This window comes from Streptomyces triculaminicus (genome assembly GCF_017349075.1).
GTDB lineage: Bacteria > Actinomycetota > Actinomycetes > Streptomycetales > Streptomycetaceae > Streptomyces > Streptomyces triculaminicus.
In genome coordinates, this window is the sequence record NZ_JAFMOF010000001.1 from 1,428,290 (window position 1) to 1,451,024 (window position 22,735).

The window sequence follows — 22,735 nt, forward strand, 5'->3', positions numbered from 1 at the left end:
ATTCTCAGGCGTTTCACAGGATGCCGAAAGAGCGCTCTCAGCCTTCCCGCCCACTATCGCGGCATGACCACCGCCACGCCTCACGGGCGTACCCGGCCGGCCCACGGGCGTCGTCCCCAGTCGCCGCACGCTCCTGCCGCGCTGCCGCACGACGACGCGGGCGCCGTCCGCGTTCTGGTCGTCGACGACGAAGCCGTGCCGGCCGAACGGCTCTCCCACGCCCTGCGCTCCGAGGGCTGGCAGGTGCGTACGGCCGCCGACGGCGCCGAAGCGATCTGTATCGCCCATGACTTCCGGCCGGACGCCGTCGTCCTGGACGCCGCTGTCGTGGGCGCCACTGTCGTGGGCGCGCGGACGTCCGGCGCGGACGGCCCGGGCGGCGCGGCCGCGCTCGGGCGGCTGCGGGGGGAACTGCCGGGTGTGCCGGTGCTCTTCCTCGCCGGGGGGAGTTCCGGCGGGGGCCCCGGGGAGGTCCGTGCCGCCGCCGGGCTCACCGTCGGGGGCGACGACTGCGTCGTCAAGCCGTTCGGAGTCGACGAGGTCGTCGCCCGGCTGCGCGGTCTGCTGCGCAGGTCACGGACGGCGGCGCCGCGCGCCGCCGCCGTCCTGACCGTCGGCGACCTCGTCCTGGACGAGGACAGCCGCGAGGTCTCCCGGGGAGGCGCGGAGATCCACCTGACCGCCACCGAGTTCGAGCTCCTGCGCTTCCTCATGCGCAATCCGCGCCGGGTGCTCAGCAAGCCGCTCATCCTCGACCGGGTCTGGTCCTACGACTTCGGCGGCCGGGTCAACGTCGTCGAGCTCTACATCTCCTACCTCCGACGGAAGATCGACGCCGGCCGCCCGCCGATGATCCACACCCGGCGCGGGGCCGGATACCTCATCAAACCGGCCGGAGGAGAGTGACGCCGAAATTCACTTGTACGGCGTAGAGGGGCTCTTGTACGGTGTACAGCGTCATCAGACGTACACCGTACAAGGGGGCTCCCATGGCTGCGACGACCACCGACTCACCACCCGCCACCACAGGCGAAGACCACCGGCTTCCCACCCGGTGGCTGGTCCTCGCGGTCATCTGCCTGGCCCAGCTCACCGTGCTGCTGGACAACACCGTCCTGACCGTCGCGATCCCCTCCCTCACCGAGGACCTGGGCGCCGCGACCTCCGACATCCAGTGGATGATCAACGCGTATTCGCTGGTGCAGGCCGGCCTCCTGCTCACCGCCGGCAGCGCCGCCGACCGCTACGGACGCAAGAAGCTCCTCGCCACCGGCCTCGCCCTCTTCGGCATCGGCTCGCTGGGCGCGGCGCTCTCCCAGACCGCCGGGCAGCTCATCGCCGCCCGAGCCGGCATGGGCGTCGGCGGCGCCCTGCTGATGACCACCACGCTGGCCGTGGTCGTCCAGGTCTTCGACGACGAGGAGCGCACCAAGGCCATCGGCCTGTGGGGCGCGGTCAGCGCACTCGGCTTCGCGGCCGGACCCCTCATCGGCGGCGCCCTGCTCAACCACTACTGGTGGGGCTCGATCTTCCTCATCAACCTGCCGGTCGCGTTCCTCGGCCTGCTGGCCGTCCTCAAGTGGGTGCCCGAGTCCAAGAACCCCACCGGCGACCGCCCCGACCTGCTCGGCGCACTCCTGTCCACGATCGGCATGACCGGCGTCGTCTTCGCGATCATCTCCGGCCCCGGCCACGGGTGGACCTCCGGTCGGGTGCTGGGTTCCGCCGCCGTGGGCGTGGTCACGCTGGCCCTCTTCGCCCTGTGGGAGCGGCGCTGCCCGTACCCCATGCTGGACATGCACTTCTTCCGCAACAGCCGGTTCGTCGGCGCCGTCTCCGGCGGCATCCTCGTCGCCTTCGGCATGGGCGGCTCCTTCTTCCTGCTCGGCCAGCACCTGCAGCTCGTGCTCCACTACGACCCGCTCGAGACCGGCCTGCGCATGACCCCGCTGGCGCTCGTCATCGTCGTCCTCAACTTCACCGGCGTGGGCGCCCGCCTGCTGCCGAAGATCGGTACGCCCGTCGCCATCGCCGGCGGCATGGGACTGCTGGCGGCCGGCCTCGCCGCGATCGCCGTGCTCGGCGCCCACGGCTACAACGGAATGCTCCTCGGCCTGGTCCTCATGGGCATCGGCATCGCCCTGTCCATGCCCGCCATGGCCACCGCCGTCATGTCCGCGATACCGCCGGAGAAGGCGGGCGTCGGCGCCGGCGTCAACGGCACGCTGCAGGAATGCGGCAACGGCCTCGGCGTGGCCGTACTGGGCGCCGTGCTCAACTCCCGCTTCGCGGCACTGCTGCCCGCGGTGGCGGCGGGGGCCGGATCCCTGCCGGAGGCGCTGGCGCGGGCGGGGTCGGACGCGGAGCGGTCGTCGATCTCGGAGGCGTTCGCTTCCGGGGTGCAGGCGAGTCAGCTGGTGGGGGCGGGGGCCGTCATGGCTGGTGGTGTGGTGGCGGCGGTGCTGCTGTGGAGGGCGGAGCGGCAGGATCGCTGACGGGGGTTGTTGGTGGGGCGGGGCTTGTTGGGGGTGGGGGCGGGGCCGGGGTGGATGGGCCGGGCCCTTACGGGACTGGATTATTTACGGCCCGGAGCCGTTTCGCAGTGATGGTTGGCCCGTACGTGGGCCGCAAATAACCCTGACGTCCCTCTCAGGGCCCGGCCCATCCCACCCCGGCCCCGCCCCGGGCCGTCCCGAGGGTGCCACCCCGTCTGGGGAGCCCCCCTCCTGTCTGCGGGAGGGAGGGGAAACGGGCCTCTGACCGGCTCACCGGCCGGGGGCACTGCCCGGGGCTTGGGGCGGCCGGCCCCATCTAGCATCTATGTCGATCGCATACACCGCACCGCTACATCCACCACATCCACAGGCGTCGGAAAGTGAGAAATCCATGGCAAGCAGCCTGCGGACCACCAGCGTGTGGCTGGCCGGTGAGGGAGAGGGCAAGGCCTCGAAGCGCAAGGGGGCGGGGGCGGAGGTCGGGGGCTCGACCGGGATCGGATCGTCGCCACTACGGTCCGGATGCTCGACACCGACGGGCTGGCGAAGTTCTCGATGCGCCGGCTGGCGGCGGAGCTCGGGGTGACGGCCATGTCGGTGTACTGGTACGTCGACAACAAGGACGACCTCCTCGAGCTGGCGATGGACCAGGCGTCCGCCGGCATGAGCGTCCCCGACGTGTCCGACGAGAGTGCCGACTGGCGCGATCAGGTGCGTGAGCTGGCGACCGAGTACCGCAAGATGCTCGTCGCCCACCCCTGGGTGGCCCAGCTGGTGGGCAGGTACCTCAACATCGGCCCTCACTCGATGGCCTTCTCCGAAGCCGCGCTGGCGGTGATACGGCGCATGGGGCTGGACGATCGCGGGGTGACGGGTGCGCTCAACGCCGTCTTCCAGTTCGTCTACGGCTTCGCGACGATCGAAGTGCTCTACCGGGAGCGTTGCCGCGAGGCCGGGGTGAGCGAGGACGACTACCTCAAGCAGGTCATGGGCGTGATCGCCGAGCGGCCCGAGTTCTCGAAGCAGTACAAGGAAGCGGCCGAGCTGGTGGAGGCGCGCGGCACCGAGTCCATCGCCACGATCCGGAACCAGGACTTCACCTACGCCCTGGACATGATGATCGCCGGCATGGAGGCCATGCAGGCCCGCTGAAGGCCCCCAGCCGCAGCCCCACGCGCCGAAGGCGCGTGGGGCTGCGCTGTTGAGGGACCACCCGCGGACGGGATCCGACCGGAGGGGCCGGGGTGGGATGGGCCGGGCCCTGAGAGGGACGTAAGGGTTATTTGCGGCCCAAGTGCGGGGTGACCAAGCCCGTAGAGGGCTCCGGGCCGTAAATAATCCAGTCCCGTAAGGGCCCGGCCCATCCCGCCCCGGCCCCGCCCCCAACCCACCCGCACAAGACGACGGCACAAGACGACGGCACAAGACGACGGCACAAGACGACGGCACAAGACGACGGCACAAGACGACGGCACAAGACGACGGCACAAGACGACGGCACAAGACGACGGCCCCGGCACTGCTCCGCACGAGGCCGTCCCCTGCCTCATATGACGTGCGGACCACTGCCGGGGCCAAGGCCCACGGACCGTTCATGCCGTTCAGGTCCGGGGCCACCGGCCGCCGCAGGGCGCGTTCCGCTCGTGGCGCGCCCCCCGTCGGCCGGGGTTCGGTGGGTCAGCCGGCCTGCCGGGCCGGCTCGGCGCCCGAGGGCGCCTCGGTGGACGTGGCGGCCTTCGGCCCCCCGTCCGCGTTGGACTTCAGCGCGACCTCCTTGATGAAGAGGGTCACGATGAACGCGATCAGCGCGCACGGCGCCGCGTAGAGGAAGACGTCGCCGACGCCGTGCCCGTAAGCGCTCTCCACGACGGTCCGGATGGGCGCGGGCAACGCGTCGAGGTCGGGGATGCCGCCTCCGCCCGTACCGCCGTGGCCCATGGCGGCCGCGGCCTTCGGGCCGAGGGCGGTGATGCCGTCCTTGACGTAGTCGGGGACGCGCGTGGCCAGGACCGCGCCGAGCGCGGAGACGCCGACCGCGCCGCCGAGGGAGCGGAAGAAGGTGACGACGGAGCTGGCGGCGCCGAGGTCCTTGGGCTCGACCTGGTTCTGCGCGGCGAGCACGAGGTTCTGCATCATCATGCCGATGCCGAGGCCGGTGAGGGCCATGAAGAGGGCGAGGTGCCAGTACGCGGTGTCGTAGCGCATGGTGCCGAGGAGCCCGAGGCCGGCGGTGAGCAGCACGCCGCCGCTGAGCAGCCAGGCCTTCCAGCGGCCGGTCTTGGTGATGATCTGGCCGGAGACGGTGGAGGAGACGAACAGGCCGGCGATCATCGGGATGGTGAGGACGCCGGACATGGTCGGCGACTCGCCGCGGGCGAGCTGGAAGTACTGGGAGAAGAACACGGTGCCCGCGAACATCGCGACGCCGACGAAGAGGCTGGCGAGCGAGGAGAGGGCGATGGTCTTGTTGCGGAACAGCCGCAGCGGGATGATCGGTTCGGCGGCCTTGGCCTCGGTGAGGATGAAGAGCGCGCCGAGGAGGACGGAGCCGCTGACCATGACGGCGGTCTGCCAGGAGAGCCAGTCGTAGTCCTTGCCCTTGCCGGCCCGGGTGACCCAGATCAGCAGCAGGGTGACGGCGGCGGTGATGAAGAACGCGCCCAGCCAGTCGACCTTGACCTTGCGCTTGACGACGGGGAGCTTGAGGGTCTTCTGCAGCACGATGAGCGCGATGATCGCGAACGGCACGCCGACGTAGAAGCACCAGCGCCAGCCGAGCCAGTCGGTGTCGGTGATGACGCCGCCGAGGAGGGGGCCGCCGACGGTGGCGACGGCGAAGGTCGCGCCGAGGTAACCGCTGTAACGGCCGCGCTCACGCGGGGAGATCATGGCGGCCATGACGATCTGGGCGAGGGCGGAGAGGCCGCCGACGCCGATGCCCTGCACGACGCGGCAGGCGATCAGCATGCCGGTGTTCTGCGACAGGCCGGCGACGACGGAGCCGGCCACGTAGACCACGAGGGCCAGCTGGACCAGCAGCTTCTTGCTGAAGAGGTCGGAGAGCTTGCCCCACAGCGGGGTGGAGGCGGTCATCGCGAGCAGCGAAGCGGTGACGACCCAGGTGTAGGAGGACTGGCTGCCGTGGAGGTCGTGGATGATCTCGGGCAGGGCGTTGGAGACGATCGTCGAGGACAGGATCGCCACGAACATGCCCAGCAGCAGTCCGGAGAGCGCCTCCATTATCTGACGGTGCGTCATGGGCGCGCCGGCGGGCGCCTTGGCGTCGGCGTCGGCGGCGTCCCGCACACCTGCTGGTGTGGACTTGGCCATGGACTTCCTTTTCTTGCTCGGGTTTTCAGGCTGATGTACGGGGGATCCGGCATTCGCCGAAGCTCTCGCGGAGTCGCTTCATCAGGTCGATGAGCTGGCCGATGTCGTCGTCGGACCAGTCCCGCAGGCAGGTGGCGAGGGCGTCGGTGTAGCGCCCGCTCACTTCGCGCAGCTTCTCGGTGCCGCTGGGGGTCAGGCTCAGCTGCCGCGACCGCTTGTCCAGCGGGTCGGGCTGCCGGTCGATCCAGCCGCGGTCGGCGGCGTGGGCGACGTGCCGGCTGGTGACCGAGGCGTCGATGCCCATCAGCTCGCCGAGCCGGCTCATGCGCATGTCGCCGTGCTGCTTGAGCAGGGCGAGGAGCGCGGCCGTGGCGGGTGGGCAGTCGTGCGGCAGGGCGCGGCCCAGGCCGCGCTTGACCGCGCCGATGGCGCTGAGTTGCTTGGCCAGCTCTTCGTACTGTTCCTGTGCCGCCACCGGCTTCGGCTCCTCGATTCCGGAGTTAGGTTGCTTAGGGCAACCATAGGGTTGATTGGTTGCTGAAGGCAAACGAATAATGCGCAAATCGGGTAAAGGAAGGCTCAAAGGTTGCTTGCTTGGCCGTAAAGCGGCAGGTCAGAGCCCCGGTTCGGCGGCGGGCAGCCCCGGTCGGGCCCGGTCAGACCCAGTCGACGGCCACGTCACGGGTCTCCACGCGCAGCCCCGGCGGCACGCGCCAGGCGTCGGCGCACACCGTCCAGGTCCCCTCCACGGACTCGCCGGGGCGGATCGGCGCCGGGAGGGCGTGGGCGGAGGAGACCGTCCACCAGTCGATGCCGAAGAGATCGACGATGTGGGTGCCCAGGGTGACGGTGCCGCCGGTCACGGGGCTGCCGCCGGTGTTGGTGAAGGTGAGGGTGACCCGCTCGCACCAGCGGTCGTCGGCGGGCTCGCGACGCGGCTCGCTCACGCCGAGCACGGCGGGCCCGGGCGCGGGCGTGGGGCGCGAGGACGGGGAGGGCGGCGGCGAGGGGCGCGAGGGGTGACGGCGGGGAGGGCGGCGTGGCGTGGCCCGGGGCCGGCGGTCGCGCGGCAGGGGCGAGGGGCGCGGCGGGCGCGTGGGTGGGATGCCGCCGCTGCCGCTCGGGTTGGCGGGGGCCGGGCGGGGGCTGTGCGTGGCGCTCGTACCGTTCGTGCCGTTCGCCGGCGCGGAGGAGGAGGCCGGGCTTCGCGCGGGTAAGGGCGTCGGCGTCGCGTCCTGGAGGGGGACGAGCTCCACGCCGCCTTTCGGCGGCACCGGGCCCGGGCCGTACGCGCCGCGTCCGGCGGCCCCCGTGGCGACGTATCCGTCGCGTTCGCCGCCGCCGCAGCCCGTGAGTGACGCGCTCAGAGCGAGCGCGCAGAGCGCCGTGGCGCGGGCGAGCGTCTTCCGTCGCATCGGCCCAGTGTCGCTGACGGTGCGTCAGCTGTACATGCTTCCGGGCCGATGTGCTCCACGCCCGCTCAGTCCGCGATGAGCCCCTCGCGCAGCTGTGCCAGCGTGCGCGTGAGCAGCCGGGAGACGTGCATCTGCGAGATGCCGACCTCCTCGCCGATCTGGGACTGCGTCATGTTGGCGAAGAAGCGCAGCATGATGATCTGCCGTTCGCGCGGCGGCAGCTTGGCCAGCAGCGGCTTGAGCGACTCGCGGTACTCCACGCCCTCCAGGGCCGTGTCCTCGTAGCCGAGGCGGTCGGCGAGCGAACCCTCGCCGCCGTCGTCCTCGGGGGAGGGCGAGTCCAGGGAGCTGGCGGTGTAGGCGTTGCCGACGGCGAGGCCGTCGACCACGTCCTCCTCGGACACGCCCAGGCACAGGGCGAGTTCCGGGACGGTGGGGGAGCGGTCGAGCTTCTGGGCGAGCTCGTCGCTGGCCTTGGTGAGGGCCAGGCGCAGCTCCTGCAGCCGGCGCGGCACGCGTACGGACCAGCTGGTGTCGCGGAAGAAGCGTTTGATCTCGCCGACGACGGTGGGCATCGCGAAGGTCGGGAATTCCACGCCCCGTTCGCAGTCGAACCGGTCGATCGCCTTGATCAGGCCGATGGTGCCGACCTGGACGATGTCCTCCATGGGTTCGTTGCGGCTGCGGAAGCGGGCCGCGGCGTAGCGCACGAGGGGGAGGTTGAGCTCGATGAGGGTGTCGCGTACGTACGTGCGTTCGGCGCTGTCCCGTTCGAGCGTGGCCAGCCGCAGGAACAGGGAGCGGGAGAGGGTGCGGGTGTCGATGGCTTCGCAGTCGTCGAGCACGGCGTGCGGTGCGTCGTTGGCGAGCACCTTCGCGCTGCCCAGGTCTACGGACATGCCACCCCCTTGAGGTCGCGGACGGGTCACAGCAACCCTCTCGGGTGAGGGGGTTCAGCCTCCACCTGAATACCGGAGGCTGCGCTGTGGCAAACGCAGTTCCTGCAGAATGTCACATGTCGGCAACACGCTGTAGCGTCAAGTCGACTTATCTTCCCCATGACGCCGGGGGGAGGGTCACCCGGGGGGGTTACGCCTCGATTCGATTTGCGGAGCGCAGCCGGGCGAAGCTTCGTGAGAGTAGCCGGGACACATGCATCTGCGACACCCCCAGCTCGGCGCTGATCTGCGACTGCGTCAGATTGCTGTAGTAGCGCAGCAGCAGGATGCGCTGTTCCCGCTCCGGCAGCTGTACGAGCAGGTGGCGCACGAGATCGCGGTGCTCGACGCCCGCGAGCGCGGGGTCCTCGTAGCCGAGCCGGTCGAGCAGTCCGGGCAGGCCGTCGCCCTCCTGGGCGGCCTCGAGGGAGGTCGCGTGGTACGAGCGGCCGGCCTCGATGCAGGCCAGCACCTCCTCCTCGGCGATCTTGAGGCGGTCGGCGATCTCGGCGGTGGTCGGGGACCGGCCGTGCAGCACGGTGAGGTCCTCGGTGGCGCCGTTGACCTGCACCCACAGCTCGTGGAGGCGGCGCGGGACGTGCACGGTGCGGACGTTGTCGCGGAAGTACCGCTTGATCTCCCCGACGACCGTCGGCATGGCGAAGGTGGGGAACTGCACCCCGCGGTCGGGGTCGAAGCGGTCGATGGCGTTGATGAGTCCGATGGTGCCGACCTGGACCACGTCCTCCATCGGCTCGTTGCGGCTGCGAAAACGCGCCGCGGCGTACCGCACGAGGGGGAGGTTGGCTTCGATCAGGGCGGCGCGCACGCGGGCGTGCTCGGGCGTGCCGGGCTCGAGCGCGGCGAACTCCTTGAAGAGCACCTGCGTCAGGGCCCGGGCGTCCGCGCCGCGGCTCTCGCGGCTGCGCGCGGCGGCCCCGGCGAGGTCGCCGTCGCCGGGCTCCTCGGCGTCGTCGGTCCGGTGCGGTTCGTCGGTGGGGTTGTCGCTCCGGAGGGGGGCTTCGGGCGCTGTACGGGCCGGCACGGTCACCACCCCTTTTCGGTCGACTCATCCGGCAAAAGCGGTCATAGCATCACAAGACATGTGCAGTGTGTGCAAGCACCGCATAACACCGTGTTGACGTGAAAAAGGACCCCTCACCAAGGCGGTGAGGGGCGCTCCTGCGGGCCGTACCGGGGTGTCAGAACGGGTAGTCGGCGATGACCCACGTGGCGAATTCGCGCCACTGGCCGACGCCCGCCTGGTGGGCGGGGTGCTCGAGGTAACGCTGGAGCGCGTCGGTGTCCTCGACGGCGGAGTTGATGGCGTAGTCATAGGCGATGGGGCGGTCGGAGATGTTCCAGCCGCACTCCCAGGAGCGCAGCTCCGGGATCTGCCCACCGAGTTCCTCGAACGCGCGCACGCCCGCGGCGACGCGCGGGTCGTCGCGCTCGACGCCCTCGTTGAGCTTGAACAGGACGAGGTGGCGGATCACAGGCTGCCTCTTCGCTTGTCGTGCCGACGCGCCGCGGGCGCCCGGCGGGCCGGGTCCTCAGCTGATCAGCTGGGTCATGAACTCGCCGATGTTGTTGGCGGCGTCCGAGATCCCTTCGAACCCTATCTGCACCAGCTCGGCCGCACGGGCGGGGGAGTGAATGATCGTGTAGGCCACGAAGATGCCGAGTCCCCAGAGCGCGACCTTCTTCGTCTGCACCATGACGCGCTGCCTCCCCTGCTGTCCCCTGTGCGGTCGCGAGAGTCTATCCGTGCAGGCGTGCGAACGGACGTATGGCCGAAACGCATGGGCGCGTCGCCTGGACGGACGGTGTGGGGCTCTTCACGCCCTCACGCCGTCTTCAAGGACCTTCGGCCCTGTGAGGAAGGCCCTTCGCCGGTCTTTCCGGGCGCAGGCCGGGCGGAGGATGGGGGTGCCCGCGGGTCTGGCAGGAATCCGGCGGGCAGGGACACGGAACCTCACTGCGGGGTCCGGGCCGCGCGCTTCCCCCCGACCGCGGCCCGTACGTGGAGACCGTGTCCTCGCCGGGGGAGGCGGCCGGCCCCCCCCGATGCCGCCTCCCCCGTCCTGCAGGTGCCGGAAGCCCCGGCTCCGGACCGTTTCGCGCACAGGTCCGGAGCCGGGGCTTTCCTGTCATCACGGGTGCGTGTCGGAGGTGATATCGGACCTCCGCCGGGGCACCAGAAAGGCACACGATATGCCCGATGAGGGAGGGCGGTGAGGTTCGCCATGGGCGTGTACGAGCTCGCCTTCACCATGCGGGAACGCGTGGCCGGGGGAGCGGTCGTCGTCGAACTGCTCGGCGAGATCGACATCTTGGCGGAACAGACATTGGGGCCCCGCCTCGAGACGCTGGCGGGGCGGTGCCGCGGGGACCTCGTCATCGACCTGCGCGGAGTGACGTTCCTCGACGCCAGCGGAGTGCGGCTGCTGCTGCGGGCGCGCGGGCGGACCGTCCGGTGCGGGGCGCGGCTGCGGGTCGTACGGGGCGGGTCGATGGTGTCGAAGGTGATCCGGATATCCGGGGTCGAGCCGGCGTTCACCTGGCTGGACGCCTTCCCGCCGTCGGCGGTGGGCAGCGTGCCGGCCTGAGGCTCCGTTCACGGTCGTACGGTGCCGGCGGGGCCGCCCCGCGTCAGGCGCCGCCCGTGGCGTGCCAGTCGGGGAACTCCTCGTCCAGCAGCGCCCGGACGTCCGCCGCCTCCGCGGCGCCGCGCCGCTCCAGCACGTCGTACGCCTCCCGCAGGCAGCCCAGCGCGATCCTCGGCTCGCCCAGGGCCGGCAGCGCCCGGCCGCGGGCGGCCAGGGCCAGCCCCCGGCAGTAGGCGTCGCCGAGCCCGGCCTCGGCCTCCAGCGCCCGGTCGGCGGCCGTGACGGCCTCGCGGTGCTGGCGCTGGTCCAGCCGGCAGTGCGCCAGATGCGCCCACAGCAGCGCCGTCCGGCGGGGATCGGTCTCCAGGCCCAGGGCCTCGCGCAGCCGGTCGGTGGCCGTCGCCGCGCGGTCGGCGGCCAGGAACGTACGGCCCGCCAGGTGCAGGACGGCGGGCAGGACCACCGCGTGCTCCTCCTCCCGGGCCGCCTCGGTCGCCTCGTTGACGGCGGCCAGCGCCTCCTCCGCCCGGCCCAGCCCGATGTACGCCCGCCCCGCCTGGGCCCGCGCCTCGAGGGCCGAGGTCGTCGCCCCCTCGGCGCGCAGGCGCTCCTCGGCCTGGACGAGCAGGGGCAGGGCGTCGCCGGGCCGGCCCAGGGACAGCAGGACCACGCCGAGTTCGCCGGAGGCCAGGGTGAGCGCGAGCGGGTCGCCGGCCTTCTCGGCCAGCCGCAGGCACGCCCGCAGGTCGCGCTCGGCCCGCTCGTAGGTGTCGGGGCCGAAGCGGGGCGCGGCGAGCACGCGCAGCGCGCGGGCGGCGCTCGCGTCGTCCTCCCACCGCCGGGCCCTCTCCAGCGCCCGGCGGGCGGGCGCCTCGAGGTCCCGCTGCCGGGCGGTGCCCGTCGTCAGCCGGTCCCAGACGGTCAGCAGGTCGGCGGCCGGGCGCAGCGCGTCGGGGATGTCGAGGTCCAGCACCTGGCCGGTGAGGGCGAGCAGGTGCGGGTGGGCGTCGTGCAGCCAGGCGCGGGCGGCGGGGGCGTCAGGCAGGTGGTGGCCGGTGGTGGCGAGGCGGTGGCGCAGGTGGCGGGGTACGGGGCTGTCGGGGCGTACGCGGAGCAGGGCGGTGACGGCGGTGGCGAGGTGGTGGTCGAGCAGTCGCAGCAGCGCCGCGTCGCGCACGGGCGGGCTGTCGGTGCGCTCGCTCTGCCGCCGGGCGAATCCCCGGAGGAGGGCGGGGTGGCGGTGGCGGCCGGGGCCGGGCGAGGTCAGCAGTCCGGCGGCGGTCAGGGCCGCGAGGAGCGGATCGGCGTCGGCGGCCTGGGGGAGTTCCAGGACGGCGGCGGCCGAGGCGGCGTCGAAGGAGGGCACGTCGGCGAGGGCCAGGATCCGGAAGGCGTGGGCGGGTTCGGGTTCGAGGGCGTCGTAGGCGACGCGGAAGGCGGCCTCGGTGGCGAGGTCGCCCGGGTGGGTGTCGCCGGTGTGGAGCTCCTCGAGGCGGTGGCGCTCGTCGCGCAGCCGGGCGGCGAGGTCGGCGGGGGTGAGGAAGGGGCGGGTGGTGAGGCGGGCGGCGGCGCGACGCGCAGGGCGAGGGGAGCGTTCCGCAGGCGGTCACCACGGCCCGGGCGGCCTCGGCGGGGCCCGCCGCGGTGTCGCCCGCGAGCGCGGCGAGCATCGCCAGCGCCTCCTTCTCCTCCGGCACGCTTACCTCGAGGTGCTGGGCTCCGGGCACCTCGAGGTCCGGTGTGCGGCCGGTGACCAGGACCGCGCAGCCGGGCGCGCCGGGCAGCAGCGGCAGGACCTGGCCGGTGCCGGCGGCGTCGTCGAGCAGCAGGAGCGCGCGGCGTTCGGCGAGCAGTGAGCGGTAGAGGGCGGTCCGCCGGGCGGTGCCCTCCGGCAGGGCTCCGTCGGTGACGCCGAGGGCGTGCAGGAGCCGGTCGAGGGCGGCGTCGGTGTCCAGCGGCTCGGGGCCGTCGCCGCGCAGGTCGAGGGTGATCAGGCCGTCGGGGTGGCGGGCGTGCAGGGCGTGGGCGGCGTGCAGGGCGAGGTCCGTGGTGCCGGCGCCGGCGGGGCCGGTGAGGACGACGACGGGCGCGGGCCGCCCTGCGGGGGCGGTGAGCGCGTCCCGGACGCGGGCGGCGAGCTCCTCGCGCCCGGCGGGGTCCGGGGCGGCGCCGGCGGCGTCCGTGGCGTCGTTCCAGGGCAGCGGGTCGGGCCCGGCGGCGGCGTCGGGGGCGGCGGCCGGCAGCGGTCCCGCGGGGGTGGTGAGGGCGGGGTCGCGGGCGAGGACCTGTTCGTGCATCCGGGTGAGTTCGGGGCCGGGGCCGCGGCCCCGTTCCCGCTCGAGGGCGCGCCGGGCGTCGGTGAACACCGCCAGCGCCTCGGCCTGCCGCCCGGCGCGGTGCAGGGCGTGCATGAGCAGGGCGCGGGGGCGTTCGCGCAGGGGGTGCTCGGCGGCCAGCGTGCGCAGCGCGGCGACGGCGCCGGCGTCGCGCCCCAGCGCGAGGGCGCACGCGAACAGGTCCTCCTGGGCCGCCACGCGCAGGTCGGCGAGGCGGGCCCGCTCGCGCTCGGCGTACGGGCCGGGCAGTGCGGAGAGCGGGGTTCCCTCCCACAGGGCGAGGGCCGCGCCCAGGTGTTCGTACGCCCCGGCGAGGTCGCCGGCGGCCCGTGCGGCCTCGGCCTCCTCCCGGTGGCGGTCGAACACGGCGGCGTCGACCGCGTCGGGGCGCACCCGTACGGCGTGGCCGTCGCCCTCCGAGACCAGCAGGCGGGCGTTCGACCCGGGCGTGCGCTCCGGCTCGAGGGCGGCCCGCAGCCGGGCGAGGTAGGCGTTGAGGGTGTCCACGGCGCGCGCGGGAGGTCTGCCGCCCCACAGCGCCTCGACGAGCTCGTTCGTGGTGAGGGGCCGGCCGCCGCGCAGCAGCAGGATGGCGAGGACCGCCCGTTGCTCGGGGGAGCCCAGCGGCAGGGGCCGGCCGTCCATGTCCGCCCGTACGGGGCCGAGCACATGGAACCGCAGGCGCTGGGTCTCCTCGTCGCCGGGCACGGGCCGTTCGCTCCTCGCTGCGCTGTGACCATTTGAAAGCTGTACCGGTTTAATCGGAATTGATAGAGGCTGGCCGGAACTCATGGGAATTGTCTGAAGAGCACAGTACTAGCGCGAGTCCGGGCCGCGCCGGAAGCGCGACCCGGACCCCTTTCACCCGGTCAGGCGATGTCCTCGCGCATCCGCAGCAACGATGTCGCCAGCCGGTCCACGTCCTGGGGGGTGTTGTAGAGCGCGAGCGACGCCCGCGCCGCGGTCTCCAGGCCGTAGTGGCGCAACGAGGGCTGGGCGCAGTGGTGCCCGGCCCGCACGGCGATGCCGTCCCGGTCCAGCAGGCGGGCGATGTCCGCCGGGTCCAGGCCCGCGAGGGTGAAGGTCAGCACCGCGATCTTGCCGGGGGCGGAGCCCAGGATCTCCAGCCCCGGCACCTCGGCGAGGGCCCGCTCGGCGTAGGCCAGCAGCTCGTGCTCGTACGCGGCCACGGCCTCGCGGTCGAAGCCCGTCAGCCAGTCGATCGCCGCCAGCAGCCCGGCGACGCCGGAGATGTGCCCGGTCCCGGCCTCGAAGCGGTGCGGCACGGGCGCGTACGTGCTGCCCGTGAAATCCACCTGGTCGATCATGTTGCCGCCGCCCTGCCAGGGCGGCATGGCCTCCAGCAGCTCGGGCCGGCCGTAGAGCGCGCCGATGCCCGTGGGGCCGAACAGCTTGTGCCCGGAGAACACGTAGAAGTCCGCGCCCAGGTCCCGCACGTCCACGGGGAAGTGCGCGACCGCCTGCGCGCCGTCGACCAGCACCTTGGCGCCGTAGCGGTGGGCGAGCGCCGCCATCTCCTTCACCGGCGGGACGGTGCCCAGCACGTTCGACGCCTGGCTGACGGCGACGAGCTGGGTGCGGAAGGAGAGCAGGTCGGCGAAGGCGGCCTGGTCGACGCTGCCGTCCGCGAGGAGCGGTACGGGCACCAGGCGCGCCCGTTTCTCCTTGGCGAGCTGCTGCCAGGGGACGATGTTGGAGTGGTGCTCCAGCCGGGGGACCAGGATCTCGTCGCCGGGGCCGATGTTCGTCCGTCCCCACGTCTGGGCGACGAGGTTGATCGCCTCGGTGGTGCCGCGGGTGAAGACGATGCTGTCGGGTGACTCGGCGCCCAGGAAGCGGGCGACCGCGGCCCGCCCCGCCTCGTAGGTCTCCGTGGCCTCGCGGGCCATGGTGTGGGCGCCGCGGTGGATGTTGGAGTTGGCGGCGCTGTAGTAGGTGCCCAGCGCCTCGATGACCTGGCGCGGCTTCTGCGTCGTGGCGCCGTTGTCCAGCCAGACCAGCGGCCGGCCGTTGACCGTGCGGTGCAGGACGGGGACGTCGCGGCGGGCGGTCTCGGGGTCGAAGCCGCCGGCGCCCCGGGGCGGGGTGGACGCCGGCGCGGCCGGGGCCGGTGGCAGGGCGTTCGGCGGCAGGGCGCCCGGCGGGAGGGGGTTCGTCGCCGCGAAGGCGTCGTGCGCCCGAACGTCAGGAATAGTCATGGAACTTGGACACCTCGACGTTCTGCAGGACGGCGGCGGCGTCCTCCACCAGCACGGCCGCGTTGAAGTACGCCGTGAGCAGGTACGAGGTGATGGCCTTCTTGTCGGTGCCCATGTCGCGCATGGACAGGCCCGGCTCGACCTCGTCCGGCACCCCGGCCGGGCGCAGCCCGATGACGCCCTGCTCGGCCTCGCCGGTGCGCATCAGCAGCACCTGGGTCATCCCGGCGCCGCCGGAGCCGGTGAACGGCATCTTGTCCGAGGGCAGCAGCGGCACCCCGCGCCAGGTCAGCAGCGGGCTGCCGAAGCGGGTGTCGATGACCGGCGGGACGCCCCGGCGGGTGCACTCGCGGCCGAACGCGGCGATGGCCCTGGGGTGCGCGACGAAGTAGCCGGGCTGCTTCCATACCCGCGACAGCAGCTCGTCCATGTCGTCGGGGGTCGGCGCGCCCGTGCGGGTCTGCACGCGCTGGCCCGGGGCGATGTTGTGGAGGAGGCCGAACTCGGGGTGGTTGAGGACCAGCGCCTCCTGGCGCTCGCGCAGCGCCTGGATGGTCAGGCCCGCCTGGACCTTCGTCTGGTCCATGGGCGCGTTGTAGAGGTCGGAGACCCGGGTGTGGACGCGCAGGACGGTCTGGGCGAGGGTCATGTGGTATTCACGCGGCGTGTCCTCGTACTCCACGTACGTGCCCGGGAGTTCGGGCTCGCCGACGTGGCCTCCCGCGAGGTCCACGGGCACCTCGGCGCCGGGCACGGGCCCCTCGCCGGCGATGTGGGCGTCGAGCGCGGCGCGCAGGCCCGCGTCCCGGTCCGCCAGGGCGTTCAGCGCGTCGAGCTCGATGGTCAGGGCGACGCCGGAGGTGAGCGCCTTGACGCGGAACGGCAAGGGCTGACATCGGGCCCAGGAGTCGAGGTCGAAGAACTGCCCGTCGCCGATGACCTCGAGCAGCGCGTCCTCGCCGTAGCGTCCGGTCACGCGCTTCTCCGCGCGGCCGGTGACGATCACCCACAGCTTGTCGCAGGCGGTGCCCTCGTCGGCGAGGACCTGGCCCGGCTCGAAGGACGCCTCGGTGAAGGCCCCGGCGAGTTCCGCCAACTGACCCCCCTCCGCGCCCCGGAGGAAGGGCAGCTCGCGCAGGTCCTCCGGTACGACGCGGTGGGTGCCGGCCTCGCCGTAGCAGCTGATCCGGTCGTCGCCGAGGATGAACGTCCGCCTCCGGTTGACGCGGTACACGCCGCCCTCGACGTCGACCCAGGGCAGGGCGCGCAGCAGGTAGCGGGGCGTGATGCCGCGCATCTGCGGGGTGGTCTTGGTGGTGGTGGCCAACTGCCGTGCGGCGTCGGGCGCGAGACTGAGGCGATCGTTCACGGGTGTCCTCCTCGGTCGGGCCCGCGTGGAGGGGCCATGCGGGCCATCGAGGACCGATCGTCCGGTCGGGCCGTCGTCCGTCACAAGGCCTCCGGCCTGGGGCGCGCGTCCTGAAATGATCGACATCTTGAGCGACCGGCCCGGTGCGGGGGGCCGTCGGCCGGTCTCACGTGCCCGTGACATGTGCGTCGAGCGGCCGGCGCCTGTCGGTCGTATGGCCCGGAGCCCGCGGCGGAGGTTTGGTCCGCACCAGGACTCGGCCGGATTCGATCCCCGTCATCCGCCCGGAATGCGCCGCTCCCGGTGAGAGGCGTCCGAAAATCGACGGTCCGCAATGCGGTGATCGTTGTCCCGGCGCGGTAATGCTGTCGGAATTCGGCCTCTCGGCTGGCCGGATCCCATCCCTGGAATGTTCTGTTCCGCCGTATGGACGGGGGATCAACGCCGCCTGGCGGCCCGTGAATTTACTAGGACTGCCGAACAAAGGGGCAGTTTCAGGATCTCTTCCGCTAGTGTCCGACGGTGCGGGTGGGGCGCATCGCGCCACGCCTCTCGCCTGAGCCTTGATACGCCCGGGACCGGTGTGTGGCGCGCAGACCGTGCGGACTCGCCGGCTCCGGGTGAAGCCGCCTCCCCTGCCTCGCGGCAGGGGCCCTGCCGACGGCGGATCCCGACGGCAGGACATATGGAGGAGCAGAATTGGGTGCGAAAGACCTCGTGGACGAGCCGGAGCTCGTCCAGCTGCTGAGCCCGGAGGGCCGGCGGATCGATCATCCGCGCTATTCCCTCGACATCGGACCGGACGCCCTGCGCGGGCTCTACCGGGACATGGTGCTGACGCGCCGCTTCGATGCCGAGGCGGTGACGCTGCAGCGCCAGGGTGAGCTGGGCCTGTGGGCCTCGCTGCTGGGCCAGGAGGCCGCGCAGATCGGTTCGGGCCGCGCGACGCGGCCCGACGACTACGTCTTCCCCTGCTATCGCGAGCACGGCGTCGCCTGGACCCGGGGCGTGGACCCCCTCAAGCTGCTCGGCATGTTCCGTGGTGTCAACCACGGCGGCTGGGACCCCAACGAGAACAACTTCCACCTCTACACCATCGTCATCGGCCCGCCGCTGCTCCACGCGGCCGGATACGCCATGGGCGTGCTCGCCGACGGCGCCGACACCGCCGTCCTGTCGTACTTCGGCGACGGCGCCTCCAGCCAGGGCGACGTGGCGGAGGCCTTCACCTTCGCGTCCGTCCACAACGCCCCGGTCGTCTTCTTCTGCCAGAACAACCAGTGGGCCATCTCCACGCCCACCGAGCGCCAGACCAGGGTGCCCATCCACCGCCGGGCCGCCGGCTGGGGCTTCCCCGGCGTGCGCGTCGACGGCAACGACGTGCTGGCCTGTCTGGCCGTGACCCGGGACGCCCTGGAGCGGGCCCGCTCGGGGCAGGGGCCGATGCTCATCGAGGCGCTGACCTACCGCATGGGCGCCCACGCCACCTCCGACGACCCCACGCGCTACCGCGAGGACGCCGAGCGGCGGGAGTGGGAGGCCAAGGACCCGATCCTGCGGCTCGAGCGGCACCTGACCCAGGAGGGCCACGCCGACGACGCCTTCTACGCCGAGGTGGCGGAGGAGGGCGAACGGCTCGCGCGCCGGATCCGCGAGGGGGTGCGGGCCATGCCCGACCCCGACAGCGCGGCGATGTTCCGGCACGTCTACGCCGACGGCCACGAGCTCGTCGAGGAAGAGCAGAAACGATTCGCTGACTACCAGGCCTCGTTCGAGGAGGGCAACTGACGTGGTGTCCCAGGAGATGACGCTCGCAGGCGCCCTCAACGCCTCCCTGCGCAGAGCGCTGGAGGACGACCCGAAGGTGCGGATTTCCGGCGAGGACGTGGGCCGGCTGGGTGGCGTCTTCCGCGTCACCGACGGCCTGCAGAAGGATTTCGGCGAGACCCGGGTCTCCGACTCGCCGCTGGCCGAGTCCGGCATCGTCGGGACGGCGATCGGGCTCGCGCTGCGCGGCTACCGGCCGGTGGTGGAGATCCAGTTCGACGGGTTCGTCTTCCCCGCGTTCAACCAGATCGTCACGCAGTTGGCGAAGATGCACGCCCGCTCCCTCGGCAAGGTCCGGCTGCCGGTCGTCGTGCGGATCCCGTACGGCGGCGGGATCGGCGCGATCGAGCACCACAGCGAGTCGCCCGAGGCGTACTTCATGCACACCGCGGGCCTCAAGGTGGTGTCCCCGGCCACCGCCGAGGACGGCTACTGGATGCTGCGGCAGGCCATCCAGAGCGACGACCCGGTGATCTTCTTCGAGCCGAAGCGCCGCTACTGGGACAAGGCGCCCGTCGACACCTCGGTCGCGCCCGCGCCCCTGCACAAGGCCCGCGTCGTCCGGCCCGGGACCGACGCGACGCTCGTCACCTACGGCCCCACGGTCAGGGTGGGCCTGGAGGCGGCCGCCGCGGCGGCCGAGGACGGCACGTCGCTGGAGGTGGTGGACCTCAGGTCGCTCTCCCCGCTCGACTTCGGCACGGTGCGGGCGTCGGTGGAGAAGACCGGGCGGCTGGTGGTCGTCCACGAGGCCCCCGTCTTCGTCGGGCCCGGCGCCGAGATCGCCGCCCGCGTCCAGGAGCAGTGCTTCTACCACCTGGAGGCGCCGGTCCTGCGGGTCGGCGGCTTCCACGCCCCGTACCCGCCGTCGAGGCTGGAGGACGACTACCTTCCGGGCCTGGACCGGGTGCTCGACAGCGTGGACCAGGTGCTCGCGTACTGATTCCCGCGCGACGGCGTACGGGCCCGCCGCGGCCGGAGGGTCGCGGCGGGCCCGTACGGCCGGCGCCTACGAGCGGACGGCCAGCGGGTTCGCCGGGCGGCCCGTCCTGCTGGGCGGCTGGGTCCAGTCCTCGCGGTTGGCGAGGGTCTGGGCGACGGAGATGAACGCGGCCACCGCCCGCGAGTTCTTGGCCCGGGGGCTCATCGCGATGGCCAGCTTGCGGGAGACCGCCGGCGTCAGCGGCACGACGCGCAGGCCGGCCGGCATGACGGGCATCGCCAGGGAGGGCAGCACCGTGATGCCGTGTCCTCCCGCGACCATGGCGAGCAGGGCGTTCACGTCCTGCACCCGATAGGCGATGTGCGGTTCGAGGCCGACCGTACGGAACATCGCCCGGACCATCGCCTCCATTCCGCCCACCGGCAGCAGAAGCGGTTCCGTGGAGAGCTGCTGAACGCGCAGCCCGGCACCGGCATTCTGTGCCAAACGGTGCGCGGCGGGCAGGACGGCGTACATCCGGTCCTGCAGCAGCGGAATGGTGGAGAGGTCCTTCTTGGGCAGCGTCACGATGCCCACGTCGATGGCATAACCGCGCAGCCAATCGGCGATCTGCATATCCGGGCCGTCCCGCAACTCGATTTCCAGCTGTGGGTGACGGGTGCGCAGAGCGGTCATCAGGGCCGGCAGCAACCGGCACGCGAAACTCTGGCTCGTGCCGATCCTGATCCGGCCCCGCAGGTCCTCCGGCGCGCTGTTGGCGGCGTGCCGCATCTGTTCCGAGTGCATGAGCACGGCGCGCGTGTGGGCCAACACGCGACGTCCCGTCTCGGTGAGTTCGATTCCGGTGCGGTCGCGCTTCATGAGGCCGACACCGAGCTCTTTTTCCAGGCTCGATATGGCATGACTCACGGCGGACTGGCTGATGTCAAGTGCTCGGGCCGCAGCGGTGAAGCTGCCCGTGTCAATAATCGCGGCAAAGGCGGCGCATTGCGAAAGCTTCATAAAACGATATGGCTCCGCACGCCAGATGACGCGGCGCACGGAGCCAACCCCCCTCAAGTTCAGCTCGGCTCGTACAGGATAGCGCCTCGAGTAACCGTGAGCGAGACTCATGTAACCCGAAAGTAACTTGCTTGCGCGGCGCTTAAGCGGGGCTGAAGCCGATAGGGGAAATAGCGGCTTTACTGTGTAATTTTTTGCGGCCGGTGCCGTTTGTCATTCAGCGCGGCGGCGCCACGGCGTCGGCGAGGGTGGTGGGCAGGGCCGGCCGGCGGCCGCGCTCGTAGGCCGCGATGGCCTCCTCGTGCAGCAGGGTCGCGGCGATGGCGTCCAGGCCGGCGAGCATCCGGTCGCGGGCGTCCTCGTCCAGCGTGAACGGATGGACGCGGCCCGCGCAGCGGACCTCCAGCCGCTCGAGGTCGACGATCACCTCCGTCCGCGGCTCGGCCTCCACGGCCTCCCACAGCTCCTCGACCGTGGCGAGCGGGAGCTGGACCGTCAGCAGCCCGTTCATCAGCGAGTTGCCGCGGAAGATGTCCCCGTACCGGGGGGCGATGACGACCTTGAACCCGTAGTCCTGCAGGGCCCACACCGCGTACTCGCGGGACGAGCCGGTGCCGAAGTCGTTGCCCGCGATCAGCACCGTCGACCCGGCGTACCGGGGCTGGTTGAGGACGAACGACGGGTCGTCGCCGCGCCAGTCGGCGAAGAGCGCGTCCGCGTGGCCGTCGCGGGTGGTGCTGGCGCAGAAACGCACCGGGATGATCTGGTCCGTGTCGACGTTGCTGCGCCGCAGGGGCGCCGCCGTGCCGGTGTGGACGGTGAACTTCTCCATGAACGTGGACCTCACAGATCGGCGGGGGCGGCGAGGCGGCCGGCCACGGCGGTGGCGGCGGCGACCGGAGGCGAGACGATGTGCGTCCGCGAGCCCTTGCCCTGCCGTCCCTCGAAGTTGCGGTTGTTGGTGGACGCCGCGCGCTCGCCCGGGCGCAGCCGGTCCTCGTTGAGGGCCGCGCACATCGAGCAGCCCGCGCCGGCCCGGAAGTCGGCGCCCGCCTCGGCGAAGACCCGGTCGAGGCCCTCCTCCACGGCCTGCAGGCGCACCTGCGCCGAGCCGGGGACGATCACCATGTGGAGGCCGTCCGCCACGCGCCGGCCCTTGAGCACGTCGGCGGCCGCCCGCAGGTCCTCGATGCGGCTGTTGGTGCACGAGCCGAGGAAGACGGTGTCGATGGAGATGTCGCGCATGGCGGTGCCGGGCTTGAGGTCCATGTACTCCAGGGCCCGTTCGGCGGCCGCGCGCTCCTCCTCGCCCTCGAAGTCGGTGTGCGCGGGCACGTGGCCGTCGAGCGGGATGCTCTGGCCGGGGTTGGTGCCCCAGGAGACGTACGGGCTCAGGGTGGCGGCGTCGAGGTGGACCTCCTTGTCGAACACCGCGTCCGCGTCCGTGCGCAGGGTCTTCCAGTAGGCCACCTCCGCGTCCCAGTCGGCGCCCTGGGGCATGCCGGGGCGGGACTTGAGGTAGGCGAACGTGGTCTCGTCGGGGGCGATCAGGCCCGCGCGGGAGCCCGCCTCGACGGACATGTTGCACAGGGTCATCCGGGCCTCCATCGACAGGGCCGTGATGGTGTCGCCCCGGTACTCGATGATGTGGCCCTGGCCGCCCGCGGTGCCGATCTTCGCGATGAGGGCGAGGATGACGTCCTTGGCGGTGACGCCGGCAGGCAGTTCGCCGGTGACGTTGACTGCGAGGTCCTTCATGCGGCGCATCGACAGCGTCTGGGTGGCGAGCGCGTGCTCGACCTGGCTGGCGCCGATGCCGAAGGCGAGTGCCCCGAAGGCGCCGAGCGTCGTGGTGTGCGAGTCGCAGCAGACGATGGTCATGCCGGGGCGGGTCAGGCCCAGCTCGGGCGCGATGACGTGCACGATGCCCTGACCGGGGTCGCCCAGGCGGTGCAGCGGGATGCCGAACTGGGCGCAGTTGGAGCGCATCAGTTCGGCCTGGCGGCGCCCGGAGGGGTCCTTGATGATGCGGTCGATGGCGATCGTGGGGGTGTTGTGGTCCTCGGTGCCGACGGTGAGGTCGGGCCTGCGGACCGTGCGCCCGGCGGCCCGCAGACGGTCGAACGCCTGCGGGGTGTTCACCTCGTGCAGCAGCTGCAGGTCGATGTAGAGGAGGTCGTCTCCGGCGCTGTTGTGTCGTACGACGTGTGCGTCCCAGGTCTTCTGCGCCAATGTCGAGCCCATGTGACTCT

General features: G+C 72.2%; 20 protein-coding genes. 6 read left to right on the top strand and 14 right to left on the bottom strand.

Annotated features, from left to right (window positions below):
- Positions 1 to 63: 63 nt before the first annotated feature.
- The 3 genes from J1792_RS06640 to J1792_RS06650 all read left to right on the top strand — a co-directional run bounded on the left by J1792_RS06640 (position 64) and on the right by J1792_RS06650 (position 3,647).
- The gene (locus J1792_RS06640) at positions 64 to 906 is read left to right on the top strand and encodes a response regulator transcription factor (protein ID WP_207246808.1); all 843 of its coding nucleotides are present in this window, start codon (positions 64 to 66) and stop codon (positions 904 to 906) included.
- Between the two features lie 83 nt (positions 907 to 989).
- On the top strand, positions 990 to 2,495 hold the full coding sequence (locus J1792_RS06645; RefSeq protein WP_207246809.1) for an MFS transporter: 1,506 nt from the start codon (positions 990 to 992) through the stop codon (positions 2,493 to 2,495).
- 522 nt (positions 2,496 to 3,017) lie between these two features.
- A complete protein-coding gene (locus tag J1792_RS06650) occupies positions 3,018 to 3,647 on the top strand; it encodes a TetR/AcrR family transcriptional regulator (protein WP_086575509.1) in 630 nt (209 codons plus the stop codon).
- Positions 3,648 to 4,172: 525 nt separating this feature from the next.
- On the opposite strand, the gene J1792_RS06655 is transcribed toward J1792_RS06650, so the two are convergent.
- The 7 genes from J1792_RS06655 to J1792_RS06685 all read right to left on the bottom strand — a co-directional run bounded on the left by J1792_RS06655 (position 4,173) and on the right by J1792_RS06685 (position 9,896).
- Positions 4,173 to 5,753 carry an MDR family MFS transporter gene (locus J1792_RS06655; protein ID WP_483883528.1) on the bottom strand — a complete coding sequence of 527 codons (1,581 nt, stop codon included), beginning with the start codon at positions 5,751 to 5,753 and terminating at the stop codon, positions 4,173 to 4,175.
- Between the two features lie 97 nt (positions 5,754 to 5,850).
- On the bottom strand, positions 5,851 to 6,300 hold the full coding sequence (locus tag J1792_RS06660) for a MarR family winged helix-turn-helix transcriptional regulator (RefSeq protein WP_086574512.1): 450 nt from the start codon (positions 6,298 to 6,300) through the stop codon (positions 5,851 to 5,853).
- 181 nt (positions 6,301 to 6,481) lie between these two features.
- Positions 6,482 to 7,240: a hypothetical protein gene (locus J1792_RS06665; RefSeq protein WP_207246811.1), complete on the bottom strand. Its 759-nt coding sequence runs from the start codon at positions 7,238 to 7,240 to the stop codon at positions 6,482 to 6,484.
- A gap of 65 nt (positions 7,241 to 7,305) precedes the next feature.
- Positions 7,306 to 8,139 carry an RNA polymerase sigma factor SigF gene (locus J1792_RS06670; RefSeq protein ID WP_071964858.1) on the bottom strand — a complete coding sequence of 278 codons (834 nt, stop codon included), beginning with the start codon at positions 8,137 to 8,139 and terminating at the stop codon, positions 7,306 to 7,308.
- A gap of 190 nt (positions 8,140 to 8,329) precedes the next feature.
- Positions 8,330 to 9,229: an RNA polymerase sigma factor SigF gene (locus tag J1792_RS06675; RefSeq protein WP_372446071.1), complete on the bottom strand. Its 900-nt coding sequence runs from the start codon at positions 9,227 to 9,229 to the stop codon at positions 8,330 to 8,332.
- A gap of 151 nt (positions 9,230 to 9,380) precedes the next feature.
- Complete coding sequence (locus J1792_RS06680; protein WP_086567536.1) at positions 9,381 to 9,674, bottom strand: Dabb family protein; 294 nt, start codon at positions 9,672 to 9,674, stop codon at positions 9,381 to 9,383.
- Between the two features lie 57 nt (positions 9,675 to 9,731).
- Positions 9,732 to 9,896 carry a hypothetical protein gene (locus tag J1792_RS06685; RefSeq protein WP_179198797.1) on the bottom strand — a complete coding sequence of 55 codons (165 nt, stop codon included), beginning with the start codon at positions 9,894 to 9,896 and terminating at the stop codon, positions 9,732 to 9,734.
- Positions 9,897 to 10,412: 516 nt separating this feature from the next.
- Between J1792_RS06685 and J1792_RS06690 the strand changes: the two genes are divergently transcribed.
- A complete protein-coding gene (locus J1792_RS06690) occupies positions 10,413 to 10,787 on the top strand; it encodes an STAS domain-containing protein (protein WP_086567534.1) in 375 nt (124 codons plus the stop codon).
- A gap of 43 nt (positions 10,788 to 10,830) precedes the next feature.
- Here the strand turns inward: J1792_RS06690 and J1792_RS35325 are convergent, their stop codons facing one another.
- The 4 genes from J1792_RS35325 to J1792_RS06705 form a co-directional block, all read right to left on the bottom strand.
- Positions 10,831 to 11,760: a tetratricopeptide repeat protein gene (locus tag J1792_RS35325; protein WP_307842940.1), complete on the bottom strand. Its 930-nt coding sequence runs from the start codon at positions 11,758 to 11,760 to the stop codon at positions 10,831 to 10,833.
- A gap of 64 nt (positions 11,761 to 11,824) precedes the next feature.
- On the bottom strand, positions 11,825 to 13,831 hold the full coding sequence (locus J1792_RS06695) for an AfsR/SARP family transcriptional regulator (RefSeq protein WP_207246812.1): 2,007 nt from the start codon (positions 13,829 to 13,831) through the stop codon (positions 11,825 to 11,827).
- A 161-nt stretch (positions 13,832 to 13,992) separates the two neighbouring features.
- Positions 13,993 to 15,342 (bottom strand): cysteine desulfurase, encoded by a 1,350-nt coding sequence (locus J1792_RS06700; protein WP_086572718.1) that lies wholly within the window; start codon positions 15,340 to 15,342, stop codon positions 13,993 to 13,995.
- Positions 15,329 to 16,711, bottom strand: a complete 1,383-nt coding sequence (locus tag J1792_RS06705) for a family 2B encapsulin nanocompartment shell protein (protein WP_207246813.1) — start codon at positions 16,709 to 16,711, stop codon at positions 15,329 to 15,331. Before J1792_RS06705 ends, J1792_RS06700 begins: the two co-directional genes overlap by 14 nt.
- A gap of 699 nt (positions 16,712 to 17,410) precedes the next feature.
- Between J1792_RS06705 and pdhA the strand changes: the two genes are divergently transcribed.
- Both pdhA and J1792_RS06715 read left to right on the top strand, forming a co-directional pair.
- Entirely contained in the window at positions 17,411 to 18,499 is a 1,089-nt protein-coding gene (gene pdhA, locus J1792_RS06710) for a pyruvate dehydrogenase (acetyl-transferring) E1 component subunit alpha (RefSeq protein ID WP_242645457.1), read from the top strand.
- Between the two features lie 16 nt (positions 18,500 to 18,515).
- Positions 18,516 to 19,481, top strand: coding sequence for an alpha-ketoacid dehydrogenase subunit beta (locus J1792_RS06715; protein WP_242645755.1), 966 nt, complete (start codon positions 18,516 to 18,518; stop codon positions 19,479 to 19,481).
- Between the two features lie 66 nt (positions 19,482 to 19,547).
- On the opposite strand, the gene J1792_RS06720 is transcribed toward J1792_RS06715, so the two are convergent.
- From J1792_RS06720 to leuC, 3 genes are all read right to left on the bottom strand, one after another.
- On the bottom strand, positions 19,548 to 20,522 hold the full coding sequence (locus J1792_RS06720; RefSeq protein WP_179199002.1) for a LysR family transcriptional regulator: 975 nt from the start codon (positions 20,520 to 20,522) through the stop codon (positions 19,548 to 19,550).
- A gap of 178 nt (positions 20,523 to 20,700) precedes the next feature.
- Positions 20,701 to 21,315: a 3-isopropylmalate dehydratase small subunit gene (leuD, locus tag J1792_RS06725; protein ID WP_086572710.1), complete on the bottom strand. Its 615-nt coding sequence runs from the start codon at positions 21,313 to 21,315 to the stop codon at positions 20,701 to 20,703.
- 11 nt (positions 21,316 to 21,326) lie between these two features.
- A complete protein-coding gene (leuC, locus tag J1792_RS06730; protein ID WP_086572709.1) occupies positions 21,327 to 22,727 on the bottom strand; it encodes a 3-isopropylmalate dehydratase large subunit in 1,401 nt (466 codons plus the stop codon).
- Positions 22,728 to 22,735 lie beyond the last annotated feature (8 nt).

What these genes read in the sequence shown, in the direction of transcription:
- J1792_RS06640 (WP_207246808.1), top strand. Translation starts at nt 64, where the DNA reads ATGACCACCGCCACGCCTCACGGGCGTACCCGGCCGGCCCACGGGCGT.
- J1792_RS06645 (WP_207246809.1), top strand. Translation starts at nt 990, where the DNA reads ATGGCTGCGACGACCACCGACTCACCACCCGCCACCACAGGCGAAGAC.
- J1792_RS06650 (WP_086575509.1), top strand. Translation starts at nt 3,018, where the DNA reads ATGCTCGACACCGACGGGCTGGCGAAGTTCTCGATGCGCCGGCTGGCG.
- J1792_RS06655 (WP_483883528.1), bottom strand. Translation starts at nt 5,753, where the DNA reads ATGACGCACCGTCAGATAATGGAGGCGCTCTCCGGACTGCTGCTGGGC.
- J1792_RS06665 (WP_207246811.1), bottom strand. Translation starts at nt 7,240, where the DNA reads ATGCGACGGAAGACGCTCGCCCGCGCCACGGCGCTCTGCGCGCTCGCT.
- J1792_RS06670 (WP_071964858.1), bottom strand. Translation starts at nt 8,139, where the DNA reads ATGTCCGTAGACCTGGGCAGCGCGAAGGTGCTCGCCAACGACGCACCG.
- J1792_RS06685 (WP_179198797.1), bottom strand. Translation starts at nt 9,896, where the DNA reads ATGGTGCAGACGAAGAAGGTCGCGCTCTGGGGACTCGGCATCTTCGTG.
- J1792_RS06700 (WP_086572718.1), bottom strand. Translation starts at nt 15,342, where the DNA reads ATGACTATTCCTGACGTTCGGGCGCACGACGCCTTCGCGGCGACGAAC.
- J1792_RS06715 (WP_242645755.1), top strand. Translation starts at nt 18,516, where the DNA reads ATGACGCTCGCAGGCGCCCTCAACGCCTCCCTGCGCAGAGCGCTGGAG.
- leuD (WP_086572710.1), bottom strand. Translation starts at nt 21,315, where the DNA reads ATGGAGAAGTTCACCGTCCACACCGGCACGGCGGCGCCCCTGCGGCGC.
- leuC (WP_086572709.1), bottom strand. Translation starts at nt 22,727, where the DNA reads ATGGGCTCGACATTGGCGCAGAAGACCTGGGACGCACACGTCGTACGA.